This window comes from Cupriavidus sp. NPDC089707, assembly GCF_044748965.1.
Lineage (GTDB): Bacteria > Pseudomonadota > Gammaproteobacteria > Burkholderiales > Burkholderiaceae > Cupriavidus.
Genome location: NZ_JBIVHB010000026.1, coordinates 3,527 through 25,444, shown reverse-complemented (window position 1 = coordinate 25,444; position 21,918 = coordinate 3,527). Strand labels below are relative to the sequence as shown.

The window sequence follows — 21,918 nt, the reverse complement described above, 5'->3', positions numbered from 1 at the left end:
CATGAACCCGACCTTCCTCCGGCTGCTCGCCGTTGCGGTATTCGCCACGCTGGTGGCGGGCTGTATCCGGCTACCGATCATCGGCAAGCCCACGCCCATCGCCAGCCGCGACATCGACCTGGCCGGCGACTGCCGCCGCACCGAGGAAGACGGCTTCCGCGAGGACGCCCAGCTGCGCGTGTCCGACAACGCCGTGCAACAGTTGTCGTGGAAACTGTGGGTAGGCCGGCGCGGCTCATGCACCTTCAACCTGACCGATTTCCGCCAGACCCAGAAGAAGCCGCATATCGAGCTGCGCGCCAACGACGGCAGCGGCTGCAAGCTGATGGTCTGGCAGGACCCGCGCCGCGTCACGTTGGCGCATGCCAACTGCCAGCAGCGCTGCACGCCCGGCATCTATGAACAGGCCTGGCCCGTGATGTTCGAGCCAGGCAGCGGCGGCTGCGCCGCTACGCGCTGATACCCGCAGATACCGTGACCGCCATGCCGCGCACGCCCGCCTCCCTGCCCTACTTGGTGCCCGACTCAGTGCCCGACTCAGTGCCCGAGTCAATGCCCAAGTCAGCCAGCGCCATCCGCGCCGCGCGCCGCATTGCGGCAGCAATGCTGGCGCTCGGCGTGGTTGTATGGTCGGGCGGCGCCGCGGCGCAGACACCCGACCTGCCGGCGCCGGCGCTGGTGCAGCCGCCGCTGCTGTCGCCGGCTGGCACGCTGGCGCCCGGCACGGTAACGCGCCAGGGTGCCGCGCCGGCAGCGGCAGCCACCAGCTCGGCCCCGGTGCCCGCGCAGCGCGTGCTGCTGCGCGGCGACGCTGCCACGCCGGCGCTGACCGCCTACTGGTTCGTGCCGCGCGAAGGCGCCACGCCGCGCGCGCTGCCAGTGGTGGTGGCGCTGCATGGCTGCGGCGGCCTGCTGTCCCCGCACGATCCCATGGCCACCGGTGACGGCACCGATACCTCGGCGCTGCTGCAACAACGCTACCGCGAATACGCCCAGTGGCTGACCGCGCGCGGCTACGCCGTGCTGATGCCGGACAGCTTCAGCGCCCGCGGCAAGCCTCACGGGATCTGCACCGAGCCGATCGACAACCGCGGCATCGACGACCGCACGCGCCGCGCCGATGCGCTGGCTGCGTTGCGCTGGCTGGGCAGCCAGCCAGGTGTCGACCCGGCGCGCATCGTGCTGCTGGGCTGGTCCAACGGCGCGCAGGCGGTGCTGGCCACCGTCGACGCCAGCCGCCCATGGCCGACTGGCACGCCGCAAGTGGAGCGCGCCGTCGCGTTCTACCCGGGCTGCAAGCGCGCGGTGCGCCAGCACGATTACCGGCTGCGCGCGCCCATGCTGCTGATGATCGGCGGCGCCGACGACTGGACGCCTGCCACGCGCTGCGCCATGCTGCAGTCCGCCGTGCTGGCGCGCCAGCCTAACGCGCGTTTCCGGCTGGAGATCTACCCCGGCGCCCATCATGGCTTTGACGGCACCAGCGAATTGCACGTCCGCCGCGACGTGCCCGCTGTCAGCAACGGCGGCGGTGTGCGCAAGGCGCGCGCGGTTACCGTCGGCGGCGACGCGGTGGCGCGCGCCGCGGCACTCGCGCAACTCGATTCCTGGCTTGCCAGCCCCGACCCCTGAGAGCCGCATCAAGGGGCACACTAAGGGACACATTAGGGGCCGCAGCCAGACAGACCGAACCCGGGGCGGCCCGCCGCCCCGCCGCACAGACAGAACGAAAGAACCGAACAGGAATACCGCCATGCAATGGGAAGTGGTGATCGGCCTCGAAACGCACGCGCAGCTTTCGACAGCCTCCAAGATTTTTTCCGGCACCTCGACTGCCTTCGGGGCCGAGGCCAACACGCAGGCCTCGCCGGTGGACCTGGCGCTGCCCGGCGTGCTGCCGGTGCTCAACAAGGGCGCGGTCGAGCGCGCGATCCAGTTCGGCCTGGCGATCGGCGCCACCATCGCGCCGCGCAGCGTCTTCGCGCGCAAGAATTACTTCTACCCTGACCTGCCCAAGGGCTACCAGATCAGCCAGTACGAGATCCCGGTGGTCCAGGGCGGGACCATCACCATCCAGGTCGAAGGCAAGAAGGGCGAGTTCTACGAGAAGACCGTCAACCTCACGCGCGCGCATCTGGAAGAAGACGCGGGCAAGTCGCTGCACGAGGACTTTGCCGGCATGACCGGCATCGACCTGAACCGTGCCGGCACGCCGCTGCTCGAGATCGTCACCGAGCCCGACATGCGCAGCGCCGCCGAAGCGGTGGCCTACGCCAAGGCGCTGCATTCGCTGGTGGTGTGGCTGGGCATCTGCGACGGTAACATGCAGGAAGGCAGCTTCCGCTGCGACGCCAACGTGTCGGTGCGCCCGGTCGGGCAGAAGGAATTCGGCACGCGCCGCGAGATCAAGAACCTGAACTCGTTCCGCTTCCTGCAGCAGGCTATCGAATATGAAGTGCAGTGGCAGATCGCCGAGATCGAGGACGGCCGCAAGATCCAGCAGGCCACGGTGCTGTTCGATCCGGACACCGGCGAGACCCGCGCCATGCGCACCAAGGAAGACGCGCACGACTACCGCTACTTCCCCGACCCGGACCTGATGCCGCTGGAGATCGAACCGGCCTGGATCGATCGCGTGCGCAATGCGCTGCCCGAACTGCCGGCCGCGATGCAGGCGCGCCTTGTGTCGCAGTATGGCCTGTCGGCGTATGACGCGACCACGCTGACTGCGACCAAGGCATTCGCTACCTACTACGAGGCCGTGGTTGCCGATGCCGGCAGTGCCAACGCCAAGCCCGCCGCCAACTGGCTGATGGGCGACGTGGCGTCGCAACTGAACCGCGAAGGCATCGCCATCGACGACGCACCGGTCAAGCCGGCGCAGCTGGCCAGGCTGCTGGCGCGCATCGCGGACGGCACGGTCTCGAACAACACCGCCAAGAAGGACGTGTTCCCGGCCATGTGGGCGGGCGAGCACGACGGCGATGCCGATGCCATCATCGCCGCCAAGGGCCTGAAGCAGATGTCGGACAGCGGCGAGCTGGAAAAGATCATCGACGACGTGCTGGCGGCCAATGCCAAGTCGGTAGAGGAATTCCGCTCGGGCAAGGAAAAGGCATTCAACGCGCTGGTCGGCCAGGCGATGAAGGCGACCAAGGGCAAGGCCAATCCGGCGCAGGTGAACGAGCTGCTGAGGAAGAAGCTGGGCTGAGGACCAGCCCCTGGCCCGCCGGTTTGCTCCCCTCTCCCGCGCGCGGGAGAGGGGCCGGGGGAGAGGGCAGGCGTGTCAAAGGCTGACGCCCGCGGGTTAAAATCGTAGGCCCCGCTTGTTGTGGTACCTAGCTAGCCCACCCCTCACCCCAACCCTCTCCCCATGAGGGGCGAGGGAGAACACCTTGCTTGGGCTAGCTCGGGCGGCTCTGGAGCACCCAAAACCGCCCGCCTCTTTATGATGATTGGCAGTTCTTGCCTACATTCCCGCCCTTCCCTTCACCGTTTCCTCAAGCAGCGACCTCAGCTTCGCCAGCGCCCCCGGATCTCCGCGTGCCGCTGAGCGCGCGTACCAGATCTTCGCCTGCTCGATATCCCTGTCGACCACGCCAGGCTCGCCGTGCTCATAGAAGCTGCCGACGATGTACTGCGCGCCACCATCCCCCGCACTCGCCGCGCGCCGGTACCACGCAAACGCCTGCGCATAGTCGCGCGGCACGCCACGCCCGGTGAAGTAGTTCGTTGCCAGCTCCATCTGCGCCTGCACGTGCCCACCTTGCGCCGCGCGCTCATACCAGCGGTTCGCCTCTTCCAGCGATTTCGGCACCAGCTCGCCGCGCTCGTAAAGATCGCCCCAGGTGTATTGCGCGTGCGTCATGCCGTTGTCGGCCGCCTTGCGCAGCCACGCCAAAGCCTCTTGCGGCCGCGCGGCAGTGCCTTCGCCACGCAGCAGCATCATCGCGTAGTTGAATTGCGCAAGGCGGTTGCCCTGGCGCGCGGCGCTGGAGAAGCCCTGCAAGGCTTCGTCGAAGCGGCCCGACTCATAGGCGGCAACAGCGTCGCGGGTCTGCGCCTGCGCAGGAGCGGGCGGCTGGGGTGCGGCGGAAGCGGGCGGCAGGCACAGCCATGCGCAGAGGATGCCGGCCAGCACGGCGGCATGCGGGGAACGGACTTTCGACATGGCAGACTCCGGGCGCGGCGCCTTCTTTGCTCCAGTGTAGGAGGCAGCGCGGGCGCCCGGAAGGCGGCCAGTTTATTGACACGAATAATCAACCATAGACAAAACAACAATCGATCATTCGCCGTGCCAATAAATTTACGGTAAGATCATATCCATCCCGCGCGGTGCAGCCGCCGCCACAGCAGTCCGCACGCCGCCGCCGTCCCGCCGATCACCGCCGGATAGGCGTAGTGGAATTTCAGCTCCGGCATGAAATCGAAGTTCATCCCGTACAGGCTGAACACCACCGTCGGGATCGCCAGGATGGCACCCCAGCCGGCCAGCCGCTTGACCACCTCGTTCTGGCCCACCGTCACCAGCGCCAGGTTGACCTGCACCGCGGTGGTCAGCATTTCGCGGACCACGTCGAGCGTGCGCACCAGCCGGCTGGCGTGGTCCTCGATGTCGCGGAAGTACGCGCGCAGTTCGCGCGGCACCAGGTTCTCATGCAGCCGGATCAACTGGCTGCACATGTCCTCTACCGGGCTGACCGCATTGCGCAGGCGCAGCACCTGGCGCTTGACCCGGTACAGGTTCTCGATCGCCCCGCGGTCGAATTCGTCGCGGAAGATGCCCTGCTCCAGGTCCTCCAGCGTGTCTTCCAGCCGCGTGACGATCGGCAAGTAGTGGTCGACCACGAAATCCATCAGCGCATACAGCACGTAGCCGGGTCCGTTGGACAGGCCGTGCGGATCGCTTTCGCAGCGCTCGCGCACCGGGGTATAGGCGCTGCTCGCGCCGTGGCGTACCGAGACCACGTAGTTGGGACCGACGAACAGGTGCGTCTCACCGACCACCACTTCGTCTTCGACCAGCTGCGCCGTGTTAAGCACGACGAAGACCGAATCGCCGTAGGCCTCGAGCTTGGGCCGCTGATGCGCATCGAGCGCGTCTTCCACCGCAAGGTCGTGCAGGCCGAAGGCGAGCTGCACCTGGCGCAGCAGTGTCAGGTCTGGCTCATGCAGCCCGAGCCAGACAAAAGTGCCGGGCACGCCCAGCACCGTGGGGATCTCTTCCATGCCGACCGTGCCGAGCCGCTTGCCCTGCCGGTAGGCCACGCAATTGACGATGGCGCCCATGGGAACTCCGCTATCAGATGGCGCAATCGTAACAAGGCTTTGCCAAATGCTACGGCGGCGCGTGCCAGCGCTGCGTGTCACCGGTCACTCGGCGTCTGCGTTGCGAGCCGCGTGAAGCACAACCCCCGTGCAGATGGAACGCGCAGGGCACCTATCGCGGCCCGATCTCATGGATCGCGCCAATTGTTACAGTTAGCGAGTAAGAGAACGTTAGAATGTGGCATTTCCACGGTCACCCGGCTATGTCCCAGAAGAAATCGCCACGATTCGAGCTGCGCAGTGGCAACGTCGACGCCCTCCTTCTCGCCCTCCAGACCGCCGACATGGCAGCGCTGCGGGATGACCTCCTCTCCCGGTTCGAAGCCACTCCCGATTTCTTCTCCAACGATGTGATCGCGCTGGACCTGCGCGCGCTCGAGGACGATAGCGAAGTCGCGCTCGGCACGGTGATCGAGACCCTGGCCACGCTCAAGGCACGCGCCATCGGCGTGGTGGCCCGCGCGGGCCAGCGTGAATGGGCCGAGCGCTTCGGCCTGCCGCTGCTCGACAGCCAGAGCCGCCGCGGCAGTGGGGCCGATCGTGGCGCCGAGGCCAGGGCCGCCGCCGACGCGGAACAGGCCGCCGCACAGGCCGCGGCAGAGCAGGCCGCGCGCGAGGACGCCGTCCGCGCCGCCGCGCAGGCCACCACCGACGCCGCGGTTGCCGCGGCGGTGCGCCAGCACCAGACCCTGCTGATCGACAAGCCGCTGCGCTCGGGCCAGCAGGTCTACGCGCACGGCGACGTGGTGATCCTCGACGTGGTCAGCTATGGCGCCGAGGTCATCGCCGAAGGCAACATCCATATCTATGCCCCGCTGCGCGGCCGTGCGCTGGCGGGCGTCAAGGGCAACACCGGCGCGCGCATCTTCAGCACGTGCATGGAGCCCGAACTCATCTCCATCGCCGGCATCTACCGCACCGCGGAGCAGACGCTCCCGGCCGACGTGCTCGGCAAGACGGCCCAGGTACGCCTGGCCGAAGAAAAACTGATCCTCGAGGCGCTGCGGCTCAAGTAACCGCACCGGCATCGGGGACCCCAATCAAAGCAGCGCAAGCTTCAACCTAATTACTGGACCAAAGAGCCATGGCAAAAATCATCGTTGTGACCTCCGGCAAGGGAGGCGTCGGCAAGACCACCACCAGCGCCAGCTTTGCCGCCGGCCTGGCCCTGCGCGGCCACAAGACTGCCGTGATCGACTTCGACGTCGGCCTGCGCAACCTCGACCTGATCATGGGTTGCGAGCGCCGCGTGGTGTACGACCTGATCAACGTGGTGCAGGGCGAAGCCAACCTGCGCCAGGCACTGATCAAGGACAAGAAGTGCGAGAACCTGTTCATCCTGCCGGCCTCGCAGACGCGCGACAAGGACGCGCTGACCAAGGAAGGCGTGGAGAAGGTCATCAACGGCCTGATCGAGATGGACTTCGAGTACATCGTGTGCGACTCGCCCGCCGGCATCGAATCGGGCGCGCTGATGGCGATGTACTTTGCCGATGAGGCGCTGATCGTCACCAACCCCGAAGTGTCGTCGGTGCGCGATTCGGATCGCATCCTTGGCATCCTGTCGTCCAAGACCAAGCGCGCCAGCGAGGGCGGCGACCCGATCAAGGAACACCTGCTGATCACCCGCTACAACCCCAAGCGCGTGCACGGCGGCGAGATGCTGTCGCTGACCGACATCCAGGAAATCCTGCGCATCAAGCTGATCGGCGTGGTGCCGGAATCGGAAGCCGTGCTGCACGCATCGAACCAGGGCACGCCCGCCATCCACCTGGAAGGCAGCGACGTGGCCGACGCCTATGGCGACGTGGTGGACCGCTTCCTCGGCAAGGACAAGCCGATGCGCTTCACCGACTACCAGAAGCCGGGGCTGTTCTCCCGCATCTTCGGCAACAAATAAACGGTCCGGAGGCTCATCCCAATGTCGATCCTTTCCTTCCTGCTGGGGGAGAAGAAAAAGTCCGCGTCGGTCGCCAAGGAGCGGCTGCAGATTATCCTCGCCCACGAGCGCACCGGCCATTCCGCCCCCGCCGACTACCTGCCCGCGTTGCAGCGTGAACTGGTGGCGGTGATTTCCAAGTACGTCAAGATCAGCGACCAGGACCTGCGCGTCAGCCTCGAACGCCAGGACAACCTGGAAGTGCTCGAAGTCAAGATCGAGATCCCGCAAGGCTGATCCGCGGCCGGCCCGTGCGGCCGGTCCTCATCCCGTCCCGCTACAGGCCAGGGCGCAGTGTCTGCGTCCTGGCCTGTCGTCTATTGTGCTCCGCCGTGAACTCGCCAGCCCACTGCTCAAGCCGCCTGGGGCCATTTGCGCGACGCACCAAAACTGGAATTTGTAGCGACCAGACAACGGATTCGCACCAAAATCCTGCTCGAAAGCCGGGCTTGGCGGACATTTGTGTCCTTACTGCTTACGTTTTGTTAAATTTTCGCGGCGTTTACAGGAAACGTAGACCTTATCCCTGCTGTGATCCGGCAGAGAACAGTACAAGACAGAAAAGGAGCACCATGAAGAAATCGGCCATCGTCCTCGCAGCCGGCAGCCTGTTGGCAGGTTCGGCATTCGCCCAGTCGTCCGTCACCCTGTACGGTATCGTTGACCAGAGCATCCGCTTCCAGACGAACGCGAACGCCAACAACGACAACTCGTGGGAACTGACCAACGGCGCCATCACCAACAGCCGTTGGGGCCTGAAGGGCAGCGAAGCCCTGGGCAACAACCTGAAGGCGATCTTCCAGCTGGAAGGCGGCTTCGATCCGGATACCGGCCGTTCCAACCAAGCCACCGCGACCAACCCGGGCGGCCGCCTGTTCGGTCGTCAGGCTTACGTTGGCCTGTCGGGCGAATTCGGCACGATCAAGCTGGGCCGCCAGTACACCGAAGGCTTTAACTTCTTCGGCGACTACGATCCGCTGACCATCGGCAACTACACCAACAACGCCTGGCCGTTCTTCCTGACTCAGATCCGCACCGACAACGTCGTCAGCTACGGCGGCAAGTTCGGCGGCCTGGACGTGGGCGCCAGCTATGGCTTCGGCGAGCAGCCGGGCAGCATGAGCAAGAACCAGTACTGGGGCGCTCGTGCCGCCTACACGTACGGCCCGTTCGGCTTCGGCGGCGTGTACCAGGAAATCCGCGACATCAACGGCAACAAGCAGCAAATGTGGGGCGCTGCCGGTAAGTACTCCGTTGGCCCGGCCAAGATCTTCCTGGGTTACGTGGGTGGCAAGGACCGCACCGGCGTGATCGACAACGGTTTCCTGAACAACTCGGCTGCCGCGCCCGCTCCGGCCGTGGTTACCGCCGGCGCAGCCAACAACCCGCGCAAGGACACCATCGGCTACATCGGCGTGACCTACCAGGCCACCGCAGCGCTGGCACTGACCGGCGTGTTCTACGGCGACTACGTCGAGAACAAGAACGGCGTGAACAACGCTAACGGCCGTCGCTACACTGGCGTGCTGCTGGCCGAGTACTCGCTGTCCAAGCGCACCCAGGTGTACGGTACGGTTGACTTCAACAAGGTCTCGGGCGCTACCACGACCGAAATGCCGGGCCGCAACAACCAGACCGGCGCTGCCGTCGGTATCCGCCACATCTTCTGATCGTCACCCGATCTGCAGTCAATGGCGAAAGGCACCTTCGGGTGCCTTTTTTCATGGACGCGCGCCTGCCCTCATGCGGCAGCGCGCTCGATCCGTTCCAGCCGGTAACCATGCGTGTAGACCGGCGTCAGCCGCAGCGCCTGCGACGCCTGCAGGCCGAGCTTGCTGCGCACGCGCGACACATGGGTATCGATGGTGCGCGACAGCGACGAGATATCGCGCCCCCAGACCGCGGCGGTGATATGGTCGCGCGTGACGATGCGGCCCTCGTTGCGGAACAACAGCACGGCAAGATCGAACTCCTTGGGCGTCAGGCAGATGGGATGACCGTTGCAGGTGGCTGTGCGCATGGCGCAGTCGAAGGCGTATTCGCCCAGCCGCAGCGGAGCGTGCGGCGACTGCACCGCGGGATAGGCGCGCCGCAGCAGGCATTCCACGCGGGCGGACAGTTCGGCGGGACGCACCGGCTTGACCATGTAGTCGTCGGCGCCGGCGGCGAGCGCGCTGATGATGTCCTGTTCGGCATCGCGCCCGCTGAGAAACATCACCGGCACGCGCCGGTCGAGATGCGTGCGCACCCACGCCAGCACCTCGCGCCCGGACAGGTCCGGCATCGACCAGTCGAGCAGCAGCAGGTCGAAGCACGCATTGCGCAGCGCCAGCAGCAGCTTGCGGCTTTCAGTGAAGGTCACGCACTCATGTCCGCCGCCGGCGATGATCCGACGGATCAGCGCCGCATCGGCGGGCGCGTCCTCTAGCGATGCAATCTTCTTTCCCATAGTTGGTCTCCGGCGACGGTTGCCGGCCATGGCAGCGCACCGTGGCTGCCGGCCGTAGCGGGTCATTTAAGACCGCGCGACCGGCAGGACGAATAGGAAAGACCTCAATTCAGGCTTTCAACAATCTTTTACTTCTTGCCTCAGCGCCGTGCCCATACCATGGCTTCGCCGCGGTGGTGCCGGGCAGCCGGTGCCGCGTGGCGCAGGCATCTTTGCATTAGCGTTTTCCCATTTTCCCGTTTTCCCGTTTTCCCGTTTTCCCGTTTTCCCGTTTCCTGCCCGCATTCTTTGCCGGTGGCACCGCCCCGGCAGGAGCCACGACCGTGAAGATTGCCTCGCTGCAGGCCGATCCGACCCTCGCCATCCGCATCGAACAGACCCTGCGCCTGGACGGCCACCATTGCCGGCGCTACCTCAGCGGCCGCACGCTGCTGGGTGCGCTGCACGCCGAGCCGTTCGACCTGCTGATCCTTGATTGCGAAACGCCGGGAATCCCGGCGCTGGATGTGCTGGCGTGGGTGCGGCGCTCGCTGGGCCATGACCTGCCGGTCATGCTGATCGGCGGCTCGAATGAAGATGAATTTGTCGCGGCCTGCTTTGCGCAGGGCGCCGACAGCTACCTGCCGGGACCGCTGCGGCTGGGCGAGCTGGCTGCGCGCGTGCAGGCGCTGCTGCGGCGCACGCGGCCGGCCGCGCAAGCCTGCGACATAGCGCACGGCGCGTTCCGTTTCGCCCCCTCGGAGCGGCGTGCCTGGGTGCATGGCAGGCCGGTGCCGCTGGCGCCGAAGGAGTTCGACCTGGCCGTGCTGCTGTTCCGCAATCTCGGCGCGGTGGTGCCGCGCCAGACCATGGTCGACCACGTGTGGCGCTACCATGTCGAGCCGACCTCGCGCACGGTGGACAGCCACCTGTCGCGCGTGCGCACCAAGCTGTCGCTGTGGCCGCACAACGGCGTGCGGCTGTCGTCGGTCTATGGGCTGGGAAGCCGGCTCGATACCGCCTGAACCGGCATTCGCCGGGTCAGTCCGCCTTGATGCCGGCTTCCTTGACGATGCGCGCGTTCTCCGCGTACTCCTCGCGGATCGCCCTGGCGAATTGCGCCGCCGTGCCGCCGGTCGGCACCTCGCCGCCCTTGAGCAGGCGCTCGTGGACTTCCGGTTCGGCCAGTGCCTTGTTCAGCTCGGCGTTCAGGCGGTCAATGATCGCCGCGGGGGTCTTGCCCGGCGCGAAGACGCCGAAGGTCGAAGTCAGGTTGGCTTTGGGATAGCCAAGCTCGGCCAGCGTAGGCACCTGCGGCAGGCTCTCCAGCCGCTTGGGTGCCCCGACCGCCAGCGCGCGCAGGCGGCCGGCCTGCATATGCTGGGTCAGCGCCGGGCTGGCGTTGGTGCTCATCACCTCGAACTGGCCACCGAGCGCATCGTTCATCTGCTGGCCGGCGCCCTTGTACGGGATCAGCGTGATGTCGGCCTTCGACTTCTGCCTGATCTGCTCCAGCACCACATGACCAACCGTGCCCAGGCCCGAGGTTGCCCAGCGCACCGAACCCGGCTTGGCGCGGGCCTGGCCGACTACGTCGGCAAACCCTTTGCCGCTGAAGCCATTGGTGGCGATCACCAGCACCGGCGAGTACATCACGCTCATCACCGGCGCCACGTCCTTCTGCGGATCGTAGTTGACGTGGCCGACATGCGGGTTCAGCGTCAGCGGACTGGTCGAGGCGAAACCGAGCGTATAGCCGTCCGGCGCGGCCTTGGCGACGGCGTCGATACCGATGCTGCCGCCGGCGCCGGCCTTGTTCTCGACCACCACCGAGGTGCCCATCTGCGCCGACAGGCGCTCGCCGAGCGCGCGCGCCACGGTGTCGCTGATGCCGCCGGTGGGATAGGCGACGATCAGGCGGATCGGGCGGCTGGGGTAGTTGTCTGCGGCGGCGGCGGGCAGAGCGGCGGCGGCCAGCAGGCCAGCGGCAACGGTGGCTGCCAGCAGGGTCGGGCGGAACGAGAAGGCCATGGTGTCGGGAATACGGGGAGAGAGTCTGGAGCGCGTCTTCGCCGGGCAGGACTGCCGGCCGGCGCGCGACAGCCGCCATCTTAGCCGATCGGTTGCGCGCTCAACGGCGTTCAGCCCGGCACTCAGCGCACCATTTAGCCCAGCACTCAGCGCACCAGCGGGCGCTCCGGCACCCAGGAGACAAAGAGCTCGTTGGCTCGGTCATAGAGGCGCCAGACCGTGCCGCAATCGCGGCAGGCAAAGGTCAGCATGCTGAACGGCACGCCCGCGGCGCTCTGGCTGACCAGCGGCGCAGTATTGCGCAGCGCCAGGCAAGCAGGCGGCTCGCGCCGACGTGGGTCGGCAGCCAGTTCCAGGCAGCGCTCGCAAGCCGGCGTGGCGTTGGCCGGCGTCGGGACAGGCTGGGAGGTGACTGGGGAAAGCGGGGGCATCGGGGGCACGGCGGACTTCATGTCCGCCATGATGCCGCAAAACGCCGGCCGGCAGCAGTCCGCCGCGGCAGCGGCGGTGCCCATGCACTCAGTTTGCCGCGCGCTGCCCCAGCCAGACACTGGCCAGCACCAGCAACGCCCCCACCGCCTGCACTGCGGTCAGCGCCTGCCCCAGCACCAGGAAACCAAGCACGGTGGCGCTGACCGGGCTCAGCAGGCCCAGCGCCGACACCGCCGACGACGGCATGCGCCCCACCCCGCGGAACCACAGCGCATAGGTCACGCCCGCACCGACGATGCTCAGCCAGGCGTAGCCAAGCCAGTTGGCCAGCGTGAAATGACCGGGCAGCGGCTCCAGCGCCAGCGCGAACGGCAGCAGGAACAGGCCGCCCGCGCACAGCTGCCACGCGGTCAGCACCAGCGGCGACACCGGCGGCTGCCAGCGCCGCGTCAGTACCGTGCCCACTGCCATCGATGCCGCCCCCGCGGCGGCCGCGGCCACGCCAACGGCATCGAGCCGCGCGGCGGGCCCGAGCACTAGCAGCGCCACCCCCAGCAGCCCGCCCATGCCCGCCAGCCAGGCCGCCGTGCCCGGGCGCGCGCCCAGCCAGGCCCAGGCCAGCGCCACCACGATCAGCGGCTGGATCGCCCCGACCGTGGCGGCCACGCCGCCGGGCAACCGGTACGCGGCGATAAACAGCATCGCCTGGAAGAAGCCGATATTGAGCACGCCCAGCACAGCCGCGCGCCACCACCAGCTGCCCTTGGGCAAGGTGCGGCCCCAGGCCAGCATCAGCAGCCCGGCCGGCAACGCGCGGATCACGCCGGACAGCAGCGGCTGGCCCGGCGGCAGCCATTGGCTGGTGACGAGGTAAGTGCTGCCCCAGATCGCGGGGGCCAGGCCGGTGAGCAGGATGTCCCGCAGCGGCAGCCGGCCGGGTGTGGAGGACGCCGGAGCCAGAGAAGTCGCGCCGGCAGTAGCGGATGCAGAAGCGGCGGCCGAATCATTCGTCTTCATATTAACTTTCTTGATGTCAAGATAAACCCACTTTACGAAGTAGATCGTTTGATGTCAAGATACTTGCGTCCTTTCCGGAAGTGCCGATGCCAGCCCGCCGCAAACCCCAGCCCGCTATCCCCGACGACGCCCCAGACCACGTCGACACCATCCTCGCGCAGTGGGCGCGCGAACGCCCTGACCTGGATGCCTCGCCGATGGGCCTGATCGGCCGCGTGGCCCGGATCAACCGGCATACCGGCAAGTCGATCGAGTCCGCGCTGGCGGAAACGGCGCTGCAGCCTTGGGAATTCGATGTCCTGGCAACGTTGCGGCGCTCCGGCCCGCCGTTTGCGCTGTCGCCGGGCTCGCTGATCGGCTCGCTGATGATCACCTCCGGCACCATGACCAACCGGCTCGACCACCTGGAGCGCGCGGGCCTGGTGCGGCGCCGTCCCAACCCGGACGACCGGCGCGGCCTGCTGGTGGAACTGACCGAAGCCGGGCGCGAGCGCATCGACCATGCGGTGGCAGTGCACGTCGAGAACGAGCACCGCCTGGTGGAGGCGCTCAGCGCCACGGAGCGGGCCCAGCTGGCCACGTTGCTGCGGCGCTGGCTGCGCCAGTTTGAACCGCCGCCTGGCGGCGGCGAGACCAACGACGCCTGAGCCCTGCCGCCCCGGCGCCCTGGAAAGCCAGCCGCGTCAGGCGTGCGCCCGCTCGCGCAGGTCCGGCAAGAACACCGTCAGCAGCCCCAGCAGCGGCAGGTAGGCACAGTACTCATACACCGCGCGGATACCATGCGTATCCGCCATCCCGCCCAGCACCGCGGCGCCGATGCCGCCCATGCCGAAGGCAAAACCGAAGAACAGCCCCGACACCATGCCGACCTTGCCGGGGATCAGTTCCTGCGCGAACACCAGGATCGCCGAGAACGCCGACGCCAGGATAAAGCCGATGATGAAGGTCAGCACCGTGGTCCAGAACAGGCCCACGTGCGGCAGCAGCAGCGTGAACGGCGCCACGCCCAGGATCGATGCCCAGATCACGCGCTTGCGTCCGATGCGGTCGCCGATCGGCCCGCCCAGGATGGTGCCCGCCGCCACCGCGAACAGGAACAGGAACAGGTGCAGCTGCGCGTTCTGCTGCGCCAGCCCGAAGCGCTCCATCAGGTAGAAGGTGTAGTACGAGGTCAGGCTGGCCATGTAGAAATACTTGGAGAACACCAGCACCATCAGCACCACCATCGCCCGCATCACCACCCGGGTCGGCACCGGACTGGCCGCGGCGCCCGCGGCCTTGCGCTTGCGCGCGCCCTGCGCCAGCTGGCGCGAGTACCAGCCGCCGATGCGCCACAGCACCACGATGCCCACCAGCGCTGCCAGCGAGAACCACGCCAGGCTAGCCTGCTGGTGCACGATCAGCGCCGCCAGCAGCGGACCCATGGCGCTGCCACCGTTGCCACCGACCTGGAAGATCGACTGCGCCAGCCCATGCTGGCCCCCCGACGCCATGCGCGCCACGCGCGACGATTCCGGATGGAAGATCGACGAGCCAGTCCCCACCAGCGCCGCCGCCACCAGCAGCACGCCGTAGGTCGGCGCCACCGACAGCAGCAGCAGGCCGCCCAGCGTAAAGGCCATCGCGACCGCCAGCGAATGCGGCTTGGGATGCTTGTCGGTGTACAGGCCCACCACCGGCTGCAGCAGCGAGGCGGTGACCTGGTACGTCATGGTCAGCAATCCGATCTGCGTGAAGCTCAGATTGAAGCCGCCCTTGAGCATCGGGTAGATCGCCAGGATCAACGACTGGATCATATCGTTGAGGAAGTGGGCGAAGCTGATCGCCGACAGCACGCGGAAGCCGGTGCGTTCGGCCTGCGCCGGCGTGGTGGATGGGGTGGACGTGCTGGAAGCTGATACGCCGGTCGGCGCGGAGTCGATGGTTGTGCTCATTGGCGGCTCTCGACAAACGGAAAGCGGCCAGCGGGGGCGCTGGCCAGTCAGGATTGTGAGCAGGGATGCTAACTGGCGCGCCGACGCCTGTCCTGCGAGAATGGGTCCGCAACCTTGGAGAAAAGGACATGCCGCGCGCGCCCCGTGCTTCCGACGACACCGCCCCACCCGGTTCCACCGCCCGACGACGTGTCCGCGATCTGCCGGTACCCCCCGCCGCCACGCAGGGCGACACCTACGGCAATCCCCCGCGCTACGTCCGCTACGACCGCAGCCCGATGCCGGTCGCCGCGATGGCCGCCGACTACCTGCCCGGCGACATGACCAGTCCGCACCAGCACCCGCATGCGCAGCTGATCCACGCGGTGCACGGCGTCATGGTGGTGGCCACCGACGAAGGCCAGTGGATCGTGCCGCCCACGCGCGGCATGTGGATGCCGGGCGGCACCATGCACTGGATCCGCATGGTCGGCCACGTGCAGATGCGCACCGCTTATATCCGCCCGGATGCCGCGCCGGGCCTGCCGCAGCGCTGCACCGTGCTCGGCATCTCGCCGCTGCTGCGCGAACTGATCCTGGCCGCGATCGACATCCCCCTGCCCTACGAACCGGATACGCGCGATGCGCGCCTGATGCGGCTGCTGCTCGATGAAGTCCTGCTGGTGCCATCGCTGCCGCTGCACCTGCCGCGCCCGTCGGACGCTGGGCTGCGGCAGATCTGCGACGCGATCGTGGAGGCGCCCGACAACGCGCGGACCCTGGCGGACTGGGGCGAAAAGCTGGGGGTGGATCCCAAGACCATCCAGCGCCGCTTTGCGCGCGAGACCGGCATGACCTTCGGGCAATGGCGCCAGCAGGCGCGGCTGCTGGCGGCGCTGGAAAAGCTGGCCGCGGGCAGCAAGGTGGTCGACGTGGCGCTGGACCTGGGCTACGACAGCCCGAGCGCGTTCGCGACGATGTTCAGGCGGCAGTTCGGCGTGCCGCCGAGCGCGTTTTTCCGGTAGGCGTTTGCTTTCTCCCCTCTCCCGCGCGCGGGAGAGGGGTTGGGGGAGAGGGCCGACGCTCGGCAAGCATGGTGACGTCTCACTTCATAGAAACGCCTGCCCTCTCCCCCGCCCTCTCCCAAAGGGAGAGGGAGAAAACCACTGGCGTTTTCTCCGCTCAACGCCCCAGATACCGCTCCACCAGCCGGGTCCAGTACGCCGCCCCAACCGTCAGATTCTCGTCGTTGAAGTCGTAGCCCGCGTTATGCAGCAGCGGCTGGTTGGCACCATTGCCCAGCCGCACAAAGCAGCCCGGACGCTGCTGCAGGTAATACGCAAAATCCTCGCTGCCGGTGATGCGCGCGGCCTGCGTCACCACCTTGTCGGCACCGACCAGTTCCTCCGCCACCTGGCGCGCAAACTCGGTCTCGCGCTCGCTGTTCACCAGCACCGGATAACCGCGCACGTAGTCGACCTCCGCCACCGCGCCATAACCCTCGGCTTGCGAGATCGCAAGCTGCCGGATGCGGTTTTCCAGCGACGCGCGCACATCGGGGCTGAAAGAACGCACGCTGATTTCCATGCGCGCACTGTCCGGGATCACATTGGGTGCGTGGCCGGCGTGCAGCGTGCCGATGCTCACCACCGCGGCCTCGTTCGGATCCACGAAGCGCGACACCACCGACTGCAGCGCCATCACCAGGCTCCCGGCCACCAGGATGGGATCGACCGACTGATGCGGACGCGCCGCGTGGCCGCCCTTGCCGCGGATGGTGATGGTAACGGTGTCGCAAGCGGCCATGAACGGGCCCGGGCGGAACAGGAAGTTGCCCTGCTCCACGCCCGGATGGTTGTGCAGCCCGAAGATCGCGTCGCACGGGAAGCGTTCGAACAGCCCGTCGGCCAGCATGCGTTCGGCGCCACCGCCCGCGCCGATTTCCTCGGCTGGCTGGAAGATCAGGTGGACAGTGCCGTCGAAGTTGCGCGTACGCGCCAGCTGCCGCGCCGCGCCGAGCAGGATCGCGGTGTGGCCGTCGTGGCCACAAGCGTGCATGCGACCTGCATTGGCGCTCGCGTAAGGCAGCCCCGTGCGCTCGTGGATCGGCAGCGCGTCCATGTCGGCGCGAATGCCAATGCTGCGCGTGCCCTCGCCACATTTCAGCGTCCCGACCACGCCGGTCCCGCCCACGCCACGCGTGACCGCGAAGCCCCATGCTTCCAGCAGGCTGGCGACCAGGCCGGAGGTGCGGACCTCGTCAAAGGCAAGTTCGGGATTCTGGTGAATGTTGCGCCGGATCGCCTCGAGTTCGGCGCGGCTGTCCAGGGTGTCGGCCAGCCCGCAGTAGCGGCGCTTGAGTGTGGTGCCGAGGTAGGACTCGATCTCGGGGGCGTGCTCTGACATGACGTTTGCTCTCTGGCGAAACTGTATAACCAGTATTTCACGCAGAAAACGCAAGCGAAATGCCAAGTGTGCGATTTCGTGTAAATTGATGCGATCCGGGCGTTTTCGCCACTGGAACCGTTGCGCGCGCGGCACGCTTTGTATGGAAACCCAACGCTTTGTGTGAAAGCGTTTCGACGGGGAACCATTGAAACGGGCGCCTTTTACCGGCGTTGCAGCATTGCGCAACGCGCGGCGGCGTCACCTTGTCGGGTGACGCCGCGCCCTGCCCGGCCTGTGCTGGCCTGTCCCGCTGTGCTCAGCGCTCGCCGTACGCCACCACGCGCTGGCTCTGAACGCCGAGCCCTTCCACGCCCAGGCGCATGGTGTCGCCCGCCTTCAGGAAGCGCGGCGGCTTGAAGCCCATGCCCACGCCCGGCGGCGTGCCGGTCGCGATCAGGTCGCCCGGCAGCAGTGTCATGAAGCGGCTGACATAGCTGACCACGGTGGCCACATCGAAGACCATGGTCGCGGTGCTGCCCCGCTGCACACGCTCGCCGTTGACCTCCAGCCACAGGCCCAGCGCCTGCGGGTCCGCCACTTCATCGCGCGTCACCAGCCACGGGCCGGCCGGACAGAAGGTGTCGCAGCCCTTGCCCTTGTCCCAGGTGCCGCCGCGCTCGATCTGGAACTCGCGCTCGGACACGTCGTTGACCACGCAGTAGCCGGCCACGTGGTTCAGCGCCTCCTCGCGCGAGACATTGCGCGCGACGGTGCCGATGACCACACCGAGTTCGACCTCCCAGTCGGTCTTCTCCGAACCGAACGGCAGCATCACGTCGTCGTTTGGGCCGTTCAGTGAGCTGTTGGCCTTCAGGAACACAATCGGCTCTGCCGGCAGCGGCATGCCGGCCTCGGCGGCGTGATCGGCATAGTTCAGGCCAATCGCCACTATCTTGCCGATACCCGTCCAGGGCACACCGAAGCGCACACCATCGCGCGCGCCTTCGACCACGGGCAGCGTCGCCACGTCCACCTGCGCCAGCCGCGCCAGCACTGCGGGCGCCAGTTCGCCCGGGCCGATCTCGCCCACCACGCCGCTCAGATCGCGCACGCGGCCGTCTGCATCGATCACGCCCGGGCGTTCGGCGCCGGGATTGCCTACTCGAACCAGTTTCATCGTCGTTGTCTTCGTCAGGGACTGCGGGGTTGGGTCAGGAATGATTCATGCGGACTGCTTCAGGCCGGGATCGCGTGCGCCCGCCTCTGCCAGCGAGCGCGCCACCACGGCCAGCACCTCTGTCGCGGTGTTCTCGGAATGCCGGCGCAGCACCTGCGCCAGGCGCGGCCTGCCGGGCTCGCGCAGCGCGGCCATGATTTCTTCATGTTCCTCATGCGACTCCTGCCAGCGGAGGATGTCGGCATTCGCGGCGCCGCGCGCGCGGTGCACCTTGCTCATCAGCGTGGCGTAGACGCCGGCCAGCACGGGGTTGGCGGCGCCGTCGATGATGAGCTGGTGGATCTCCTGGTTGACGCGAAAATAGTCGGTGCGCCGCCCCGCGGCATGCGCGTCGATCATGGCCTGGTGGCGCCGCTCCAGCTTCGCCATGGCGGCGTCGCCCAGCCGCTGCGCCGCCAGTTCGCCCGCCAGCGCCTCGAGCCCGTGAAGGGTCTCGAAGGTGGCGCGCAACTCCTCCAGGTCCAGCGGCGCCACGCGGTAGCCGATGTACTGCCGGTGCAGCACCAGCCCCTCGGACACCAGCACCTTGAGCGCCTCGCGCAGCGGCGTCTTGGAAACGTCGAAGGATTCGCAGAAGGCACGTTCGTCGATGCGCGCGCCGGGCGGCAACTCGCCTTCTTCGATCATGGTGCGCAGCCGGACGGCGATCTCGGCCGACATGCCGAGCGTGCGCAGGCGCGTGGTTTTGGGAAGCGTTTGTGTCAAGGACGTCACCAGAATGGGGAAATGCACCACGAGAAGGCTATCACATCCCAAAATTGTGCACACGCAACATCGTAAAATCAATAACTTACAAGCGTTGTAATTACAGATTACGTATCCTATACTCCGGCCTGTTGCGCGACACCCATTAAAACTACCCACCCAAAGGACCGAGACAAGGAGACGCCGCCATGCAAACGACAAGCCAGGCGACAGTGTTGACGGAGGCCAAGACCTCCGTGCGCTGGAAGATTTTTTTGATGATGCTGTTCCTCATCGCGATCAACTACATCGATCGCGCCTCGCTTTCGGTGGCCATGCCGCTGATCGCGAAGGAGTTCGACCTCAGTCCCACCATGCAGGGCCTGATCCTCAGTTCGTTCTTCTGGACCTACGCCCTGATGCAGGTGCCGGGCGGCATGCTGGCCGACAAGTACAAGCCGCGCATCGTGATCGCCTGCGCCACCGTGTTCTGGGGGCTCGCCCAGACCGTCGCGGCGTTCACCACCAATGCCATGACGCTGATGCTGACCCGGCTCGGCCTGGGCGCCGCCGAAGCGCCGATCTACCCGGCCGGCGGCAAGCTCAACGCGATCTGGATGACGCAGAATGAACGCGGCCGCGGCGCCACGCTGCTGGACGGCGGCGCACCGCTGGGCGCTGCGCTCGGCGCGATCATCATCACGTGGCTGATCGCCTCGCTGGGTTCATGGCGGCTGGCCTTTATCGTGGCCGGCGTGGGCACCGTGCTGGCCGGCGTGATGGCCTGGTACTACGTGCGCAATTCCCCGCGCGAGCACCGCGGCGTGAACGAGATGGAAGCGCGCTATATCGAAGAGGCCCTGGCCAACGAGCACCGCGCCGAACCGGCCAACCTGTCGGGCCGTTCGCTCGACTTCTTCAAGTACCGCTCGGTGTGGTGCATGGCGATCGGCTGGATGTGCTTCAACACCGTGTTCTATGGCCTGCTGACCTGGATGCCCAACTACCTGAACAAGGTGCACGGCTTCGACATCAAGCAGATGGGCGGTGCCAGCTTCATCATCTTCTTCAGCGGCTTTATCGGCGAACTGATCGGCGGCTGGATCGCCGACAAGTGGAAAGAGGCGGGCGGCCGTCCCAACGTGGTGATGCGCACGCTGTTCGGCATCGCCGCAGTGGTGGCCACGGCCTCGATCTTCTCGGTGGCCTATGTCAGCGACCCGATCATCGTCGTGGTACTGCTGTCGTCCACGCTGTTCTTCCTGCGCTGGTGCGGCCTGTTCTGGTGCGTACCGTCGATGCTCGGCACGCGCAACAAGGTCGGCTTCCTGGGCGGCGTGATGAACCTGGGCGGCAATATCGGCGGCATCACCGTGCCCATCATCGTCGGCATGATCGTGCAGTTCACCGGCTCGTACTTCCTGGCGCTGATGTTCTTCGCAGCGGCGGGCGTGGGGCTGCTGCTGGCCTCTACCGCCATCGACTACGAGACCAAGATTCCGGTCTGATCCTCGCGGATCGCCGCGATCACCGGATTTCAAGCATTCCAAGACGAGCAGGGGGCCGGCAACGTCCCGGCCCCCGCATCCACTCCTGAGACCACAACATGACCAAGCAAATCCGACTCGGCATGCTCACGCCGTCGTCCAACACGGCGCTCGAGCCCATCACCAGCGCGATGGTTGCCGGCCTGCCCAACGTCAGCGCGCATTTCTCGCGCTTTACCGTGACCGAGATCTCGCTGCGCGACCAGGCGCTGGGACAGTTCAACCTTGACAAGATCCTGGCCGCCGCCAGCCTGCTGGCCGATGCGCGCGTCGACGTCATCGCCTGGAACGGCACGTCGTCCGGCTGGCTCGGCTTCGACAAGGATGAAGCGCTGTGCAAGCAGATCACCGAGGCTACCGGCATTCCGGCCACCACCTCGGTGCTGGCGCTCAACGAGATCCTGGAGAAGACCGGCGCGCGCAATTTTGGCCTGGCCACGCCGTACCTGGACGACGTGCAGCAGCGCATCATCGCCAACTACGAACGCAGCGGCTTTCATTGCGTGGCGGAAAGCCACCTCGACCTGCACGTGAACTACAGCTTTGCCGAAGTCGAAGCGGACACCATCCGCGAGATGGTGCGCGGCCTCGCGCAGCACGGGCCGCAGGCGATCACCACGTTCTGCACCAACCTGCGCGCGGCGCATCTGGCCGAGGAGCTTGAAGCCGAGACGGGGATTCCGCTGTACGACACCATTTCGACGGTGGTGTGGAAATCGCTGCGCCTGTGCGGCGTGGATACGCGCGAGCTGAAAGGGTGGGGGCGCTTGTTCCGCGAAGTGGAGTAATTTTCTGCAGGTTTGCTCCCCTCTCCCATTTATGGGAGAGGGGCGGGGGAGAGGGCAAGAGTCTCCACGAAGTGCGGCGTCACGATGCTTGCCATGCGCCGGGGGGGGGGCCCCCCCCCCCCCCCCCCCCCCCCCCCGGGGGGGCGCCCCCCCCCGGCGGGCAAGGGCCCAGGGAAAAAAAAAAAA

At 66.9% G+C, this 21,918-nt stretch carries 22 protein-coding genes; 12 read left to right on the top strand and 10 right to left on the bottom strand.

Annotated features, from left to right (window positions below; all coding sequences use genetic code 11):
- Window position 1: 1 nt before the first annotated feature.
- The 3 genes from ACIP1U_RS27820 (at window position 2) to gatB (ending at window position 3,211) form a co-directional block, all read left to right on the top strand.
- Complete coding sequence (locus ACIP1U_RS27820; RefSeq protein ID WP_400322061.1) at window positions 2–460, top strand: hypothetical protein; 459 nt, start codon at window positions 2–4, stop codon at window positions 458–460.
- A 92-nt stretch (window positions 461–552) separates the two neighbouring features.
- Window positions 553–1,632 carry a dienelactone hydrolase family protein gene (locus tag ACIP1U_RS27815; RefSeq protein ID WP_400322059.1) on the top strand — a complete coding sequence of 360 codons (1,080 nt, stop codon included), beginning with the start codon at window positions 553–555 and terminating at the stop codon, window positions 1,630–1,632.
- Between the two features lie 121 nt (window positions 1,633–1,753).
- On the top strand, window positions 1,754–3,211 hold the full coding sequence (gatB, locus tag ACIP1U_RS27810) for an Asp-tRNA(Asn)/Glu-tRNA(Gln) amidotransferase subunit GatB (protein WP_400322057.1): 1,458 nt from the start codon (window positions 1,754–1,756) through the stop codon (window positions 3,209–3,211).
- Between the two features lie 258 nt (window positions 3,212–3,469).
- Here the strand turns inward: gatB and ACIP1U_RS27805 are convergent, their stop codons facing one another.
- Together ACIP1U_RS27805 and ACIP1U_RS27800 are read right to left on the bottom strand one after the other, a co-directional pair.
- Window positions 3,470–4,171 carry a tetratricopeptide repeat protein gene (locus ACIP1U_RS27805; RefSeq protein WP_400322055.1) on the bottom strand — a complete coding sequence of 234 codons (702 nt, stop codon included), beginning with the start codon at window positions 4,169–4,171 and terminating at the stop codon, window positions 3,470–3,472.
- Window positions 4,172–4,317: 146 nt separating this feature from the next.
- Window positions 4,318–5,289, bottom strand: a complete 972-nt coding sequence (locus ACIP1U_RS27800) for a magnesium and cobalt transport protein CorA (RefSeq protein ID WP_400322053.1) — start codon at window positions 5,287–5,289, stop codon at window positions 4,318–4,320.
- A gap of 242 nt (window positions 5,290–5,531) precedes the next feature.
- Here ACIP1U_RS27800 and minC point away from each other — a divergent pair, with 242 nt between their 5' ends.
- The 4 genes from minC to ACIP1U_RS27780 all read left to right on the top strand — a co-directional run bounded on the left by minC (window position 5,532) and on the right by ACIP1U_RS27780 (window position 8,937).
- Entirely contained in the window at window positions 5,532–6,344 is an 813-nt protein-coding gene (minC, locus tag ACIP1U_RS27795; RefSeq protein ID WP_400322051.1) for a septum site-determining protein MinC, read from the top strand.
- Window positions 6,345–6,412: 68 nt separating this feature from the next.
- On the top strand, window positions 6,413–7,228 hold the full coding sequence (minD, locus tag ACIP1U_RS27790; RefSeq protein ID WP_029047801.1) for a septum site-determining protein MinD: 816 nt from the start codon (window positions 6,413–6,415) through the stop codon (window positions 7,226–7,228).
- A gap of 21 nt (window positions 7,229–7,249) precedes the next feature.
- Window positions 7,250–7,504, top strand: coding sequence for a cell division topological specificity factor MinE (gene minE, locus ACIP1U_RS27785; protein ID WP_006164360.1), 255 nt, complete (start codon window positions 7,250–7,252; stop codon window positions 7,502–7,504).
- Window positions 7,505–7,839: 335 nt separating this feature from the next.
- Window positions 7,840–8,937 (top strand): porin, encoded by a 1,098-nt coding sequence (locus tag ACIP1U_RS27780; RefSeq protein WP_400322049.1) that lies wholly within the window; start codon window positions 7,840–7,842, stop codon window positions 8,935–8,937.
- 71 nt (window positions 8,938–9,008) lie between these two features.
- Here ACIP1U_RS27780 and ACIP1U_RS27775 read toward each other — a convergent pair whose 3' ends face one another.
- Complete coding sequence (locus ACIP1U_RS27775; protein WP_400322047.1) at window positions 9,009–9,716, bottom strand: response regulator transcription factor; 708 nt, start codon at window positions 9,714–9,716, stop codon at window positions 9,009–9,011.
- 323 nt (window positions 9,717–10,039) lie between these two features.
- Here ACIP1U_RS27775 and ACIP1U_RS27770 point away from each other — a divergent pair, with 323 nt between their 5' ends.
- Window positions 10,040–10,720: a response regulator transcription factor gene (locus ACIP1U_RS27770; RefSeq protein ID WP_400322045.1), complete on the top strand. Its 681-nt coding sequence runs from the start codon at window positions 10,040–10,042 to the stop codon at window positions 10,718–10,720.
- A gap of 16 nt (window positions 10,721–10,736) precedes the next feature.
- Here ACIP1U_RS27770 and ACIP1U_RS27765 read toward each other — a convergent pair whose 3' ends face one another.
- The 3 genes from ACIP1U_RS27765 to ACIP1U_RS27755 all read right to left on the bottom strand — a co-directional run bounded on the left by ACIP1U_RS27765 (window position 10,737) and on the right by ACIP1U_RS27755 (window position 13,175).
- Window positions 10,737–11,726 (bottom strand): Bug family tripartite tricarboxylate transporter substrate binding protein, encoded by a 990-nt coding sequence (locus tag ACIP1U_RS27765; protein WP_400322043.1) that lies wholly within the window; start codon window positions 11,724–11,726, stop codon window positions 10,737–10,739.
- Window positions 11,727–11,872: 146 nt separating this feature from the next.
- Complete coding sequence (locus tag ACIP1U_RS27760) at window positions 11,873–12,187, bottom strand: hypothetical protein (RefSeq protein ID WP_400322171.1); 315 nt, start codon at window positions 12,185–12,187, stop codon at window positions 11,873–11,875.
- A gap of 58 nt (window positions 12,188–12,245) precedes the next feature.
- Complete coding sequence (locus ACIP1U_RS27755) at window positions 12,246–13,175, bottom strand: EamA family transporter (protein WP_400322041.1); 930 nt, start codon at window positions 13,173–13,175, stop codon at window positions 12,246–12,248.
- Between the two features lie 86 nt (window positions 13,176–13,261).
- Here ACIP1U_RS27755 and ACIP1U_RS27750 point away from each other — a divergent pair, with 86 nt between their 5' ends.
- The gene (locus ACIP1U_RS27750; protein WP_400322039.1) at window positions 13,262–13,822 is read left to right on the top strand and encodes a MarR family winged helix-turn-helix transcriptional regulator; all 561 of its coding nucleotides are present in this window, start codon (window positions 13,262–13,264) and stop codon (window positions 13,820–13,822) included.
- A 36-nt stretch (window positions 13,823–13,858) separates the two neighbouring features.
- Here ACIP1U_RS27750 and ACIP1U_RS27745 read toward each other — a convergent pair whose 3' ends face one another.
- Complete coding sequence (locus ACIP1U_RS27745) at window positions 13,859–15,109, bottom strand: MFS transporter (RefSeq protein WP_400322037.1); 1,251 nt, start codon at window positions 15,107–15,109, stop codon at window positions 13,859–13,861.
- Between the two features lie 128 nt (window positions 15,110–15,237).
- Between ACIP1U_RS27745 and ACIP1U_RS27740 the strand changes: the two genes are divergently transcribed.
- A complete protein-coding gene (locus ACIP1U_RS27740; RefSeq protein WP_400322035.1) occupies window positions 15,238–16,113 on the top strand; it encodes an AraC family transcriptional regulator in 876 nt (291 codons plus the stop codon).
- A 157-nt stretch (window positions 16,114–16,270) separates the two neighbouring features.
- On the opposite strand, the gene ACIP1U_RS27735 is transcribed toward ACIP1U_RS27740, so the two are convergent.
- The 3 genes from ACIP1U_RS27735 to ACIP1U_RS27725 all read right to left on the bottom strand — a co-directional run bounded on the left by ACIP1U_RS27735 (window position 16,271) and on the right by ACIP1U_RS27725 (window position 19,418).
- Entirely contained in the window at window positions 16,271–17,494 is a 1,224-nt protein-coding gene (locus ACIP1U_RS27735) for a M20 aminoacylase family protein (protein ID WP_400322032.1), read from the bottom strand.
- Between the two features lie 298 nt (window positions 17,495–17,792).
- A complete protein-coding gene (locus ACIP1U_RS27730; RefSeq protein ID WP_400322030.1) occupies window positions 17,793–18,653 on the bottom strand; it encodes a fumarylacetoacetate hydrolase family protein in 861 nt (286 codons plus the stop codon).
- Window positions 18,654–18,698: 45 nt separating this feature from the next.
- Window positions 18,699–19,418, bottom strand: a complete 720-nt coding sequence (locus tag ACIP1U_RS27725) for a GntR family transcriptional regulator (RefSeq protein ID WP_400322028.1) — start codon at window positions 19,416–19,418, stop codon at window positions 18,699–18,701.
- A gap of 188 nt (window positions 19,419–19,606) precedes the next feature.
- Between ACIP1U_RS27725 and ACIP1U_RS27720 the strand changes: the two genes are divergently transcribed.
- Entirely contained in the window at window positions 19,607–20,905 is a 1,299-nt protein-coding gene (locus ACIP1U_RS27720; RefSeq protein WP_400322026.1) for an MFS transporter, read from the top strand.
- A gap of 98 nt (window positions 20,906–21,003) precedes the next feature.
- Window positions 21,004–21,732: an aspartate/glutamate racemase family protein gene (locus ACIP1U_RS27715; RefSeq protein ID WP_116322321.1), complete on the top strand. Its 729-nt coding sequence runs from the start codon at window positions 21,004–21,006 to the stop codon at window positions 21,730–21,732.
- The last annotated feature ends 186 nt before the right edge of the window (window positions 21,733–21,918 follow it).

What these genes read in the sequence shown, in the direction of transcription:
- ACIP1U_RS27800 (WP_400322053.1), bottom strand. Translation starts at nt 5,289, where the DNA reads ATGGGCGCCATCGTCAATTGCGTGGCCTACCGGCAGGGCAAGCGGCTC.
- ACIP1U_RS27730 (WP_400322030.1), bottom strand. Translation starts at nt 18,653, where the DNA reads ATGAAACTGGTTCGAGTAGGCAATCCCGGCGCCGAACGCCCGGGCGTG.
- gatB (WP_400322057.1), top strand. Translation starts at nt 1,754, where the DNA reads ATGCAATGGGAAGTGGTGATCGGCCTCGAAACGCACGCGCAGCTTTCG.
- ACIP1U_RS27740 (WP_400322035.1), top strand. Translation starts at nt 15,238, where the DNA reads ATGCCGCGCGCGCCCCGTGCTTCCGACGACACCGCCCCACCCGGTTCC.
- ACIP1U_RS27750 (WP_400322039.1), top strand. Translation starts at nt 13,262, where the DNA reads ATGCCAGCCCGCCGCAAACCCCAGCCCGCTATCCCCGACGACGCCCCA.
- ACIP1U_RS27760 (WP_400322171.1), bottom strand. Translation starts at nt 12,187, where the DNA reads ATGGCGGACATGAAGTCCGCCGTGCCCCCGATGCCCCCGCTTTCCCCA.
- ACIP1U_RS27820 (WP_400322061.1), top strand. Translation starts at nt 2, where the DNA reads ATGAACCCGACCTTCCTCCGGCTGCTCGCCGTTGCGGTATTCGCCACG.
- ACIP1U_RS27745 (WP_400322037.1), bottom strand. Translation starts at nt 15,109, where the DNA reads ATGAGCACAACCATCGACTCCGCGCCGACCGGCGTATCAGCTTCCAGC.
- ACIP1U_RS27805 (WP_400322055.1), bottom strand. Translation starts at nt 4,171, where the DNA reads ATGTCGAAAGTCCGTTCCCCGCATGCCGCCGTGCTGGCCGGCATCCTC.
- ACIP1U_RS27735 (WP_400322032.1), bottom strand. Translation starts at nt 17,494, where the DNA reads ATGTCAGAGCACGCCCCCGAGATCGAGTCCTACCTCGGCACCACACTC.
- ACIP1U_RS27815 (WP_400322059.1), top strand. Translation starts at nt 553, where the DNA reads ATGCCCAAGTCAGCCAGCGCCATCCGCGCCGCGCGCCGCATTGCGGCA.
- minE (WP_006164360.1), top strand. Translation starts at nt 7,250, where the DNA reads ATGTCGATCCTTTCCTTCCTGCTGGGGGAGAAGAAAAAGTCCGCGTCG.
- ACIP1U_RS27775 (WP_400322047.1), bottom strand. Translation starts at nt 9,716, where the DNA reads ATGGGAAAGAAGATTGCATCGCTAGAGGACGCGCCCGCCGATGCGGCG.
- ACIP1U_RS27715 (WP_116322321.1), top strand. Translation starts at nt 21,004, where the DNA reads ATGACCAAGCAAATCCGACTCGGCATGCTCACGCCGTCGTCCAACACG.
- ACIP1U_RS27720 (WP_400322026.1), top strand. Translation starts at nt 19,607, where the DNA reads ATGCAAACGACAAGCCAGGCGACAGTGTTGACGGAGGCCAAGACCTCC.
- ACIP1U_RS27765 (WP_400322043.1), bottom strand. Translation starts at nt 11,726, where the DNA reads ATGGCCTTCTCGTTCCGCCCGACCCTGCTGGCAGCCACCGTTGCCGCT.
- ACIP1U_RS27755 (WP_400322041.1), bottom strand. Translation starts at nt 13,175, where the DNA reads ATGAAGACGAATGATTCGGCCGCCGCTTCTGCATCCGCTACTGCCGGC.
- minD (WP_029047801.1), top strand. Translation starts at nt 6,413, where the DNA reads ATGGCAAAAATCATCGTTGTGACCTCCGGCAAGGGAGGCGTCGGCAAG.
- minC (WP_400322051.1), top strand. Translation starts at nt 5,532, where the DNA reads ATGTCCCAGAAGAAATCGCCACGATTCGAGCTGCGCAGTGGCAACGTC.
- ACIP1U_RS27780 (WP_400322049.1), top strand. Translation starts at nt 7,840, where the DNA reads ATGAAGAAATCGGCCATCGTCCTCGCAGCCGGCAGCCTGTTGGCAGGT.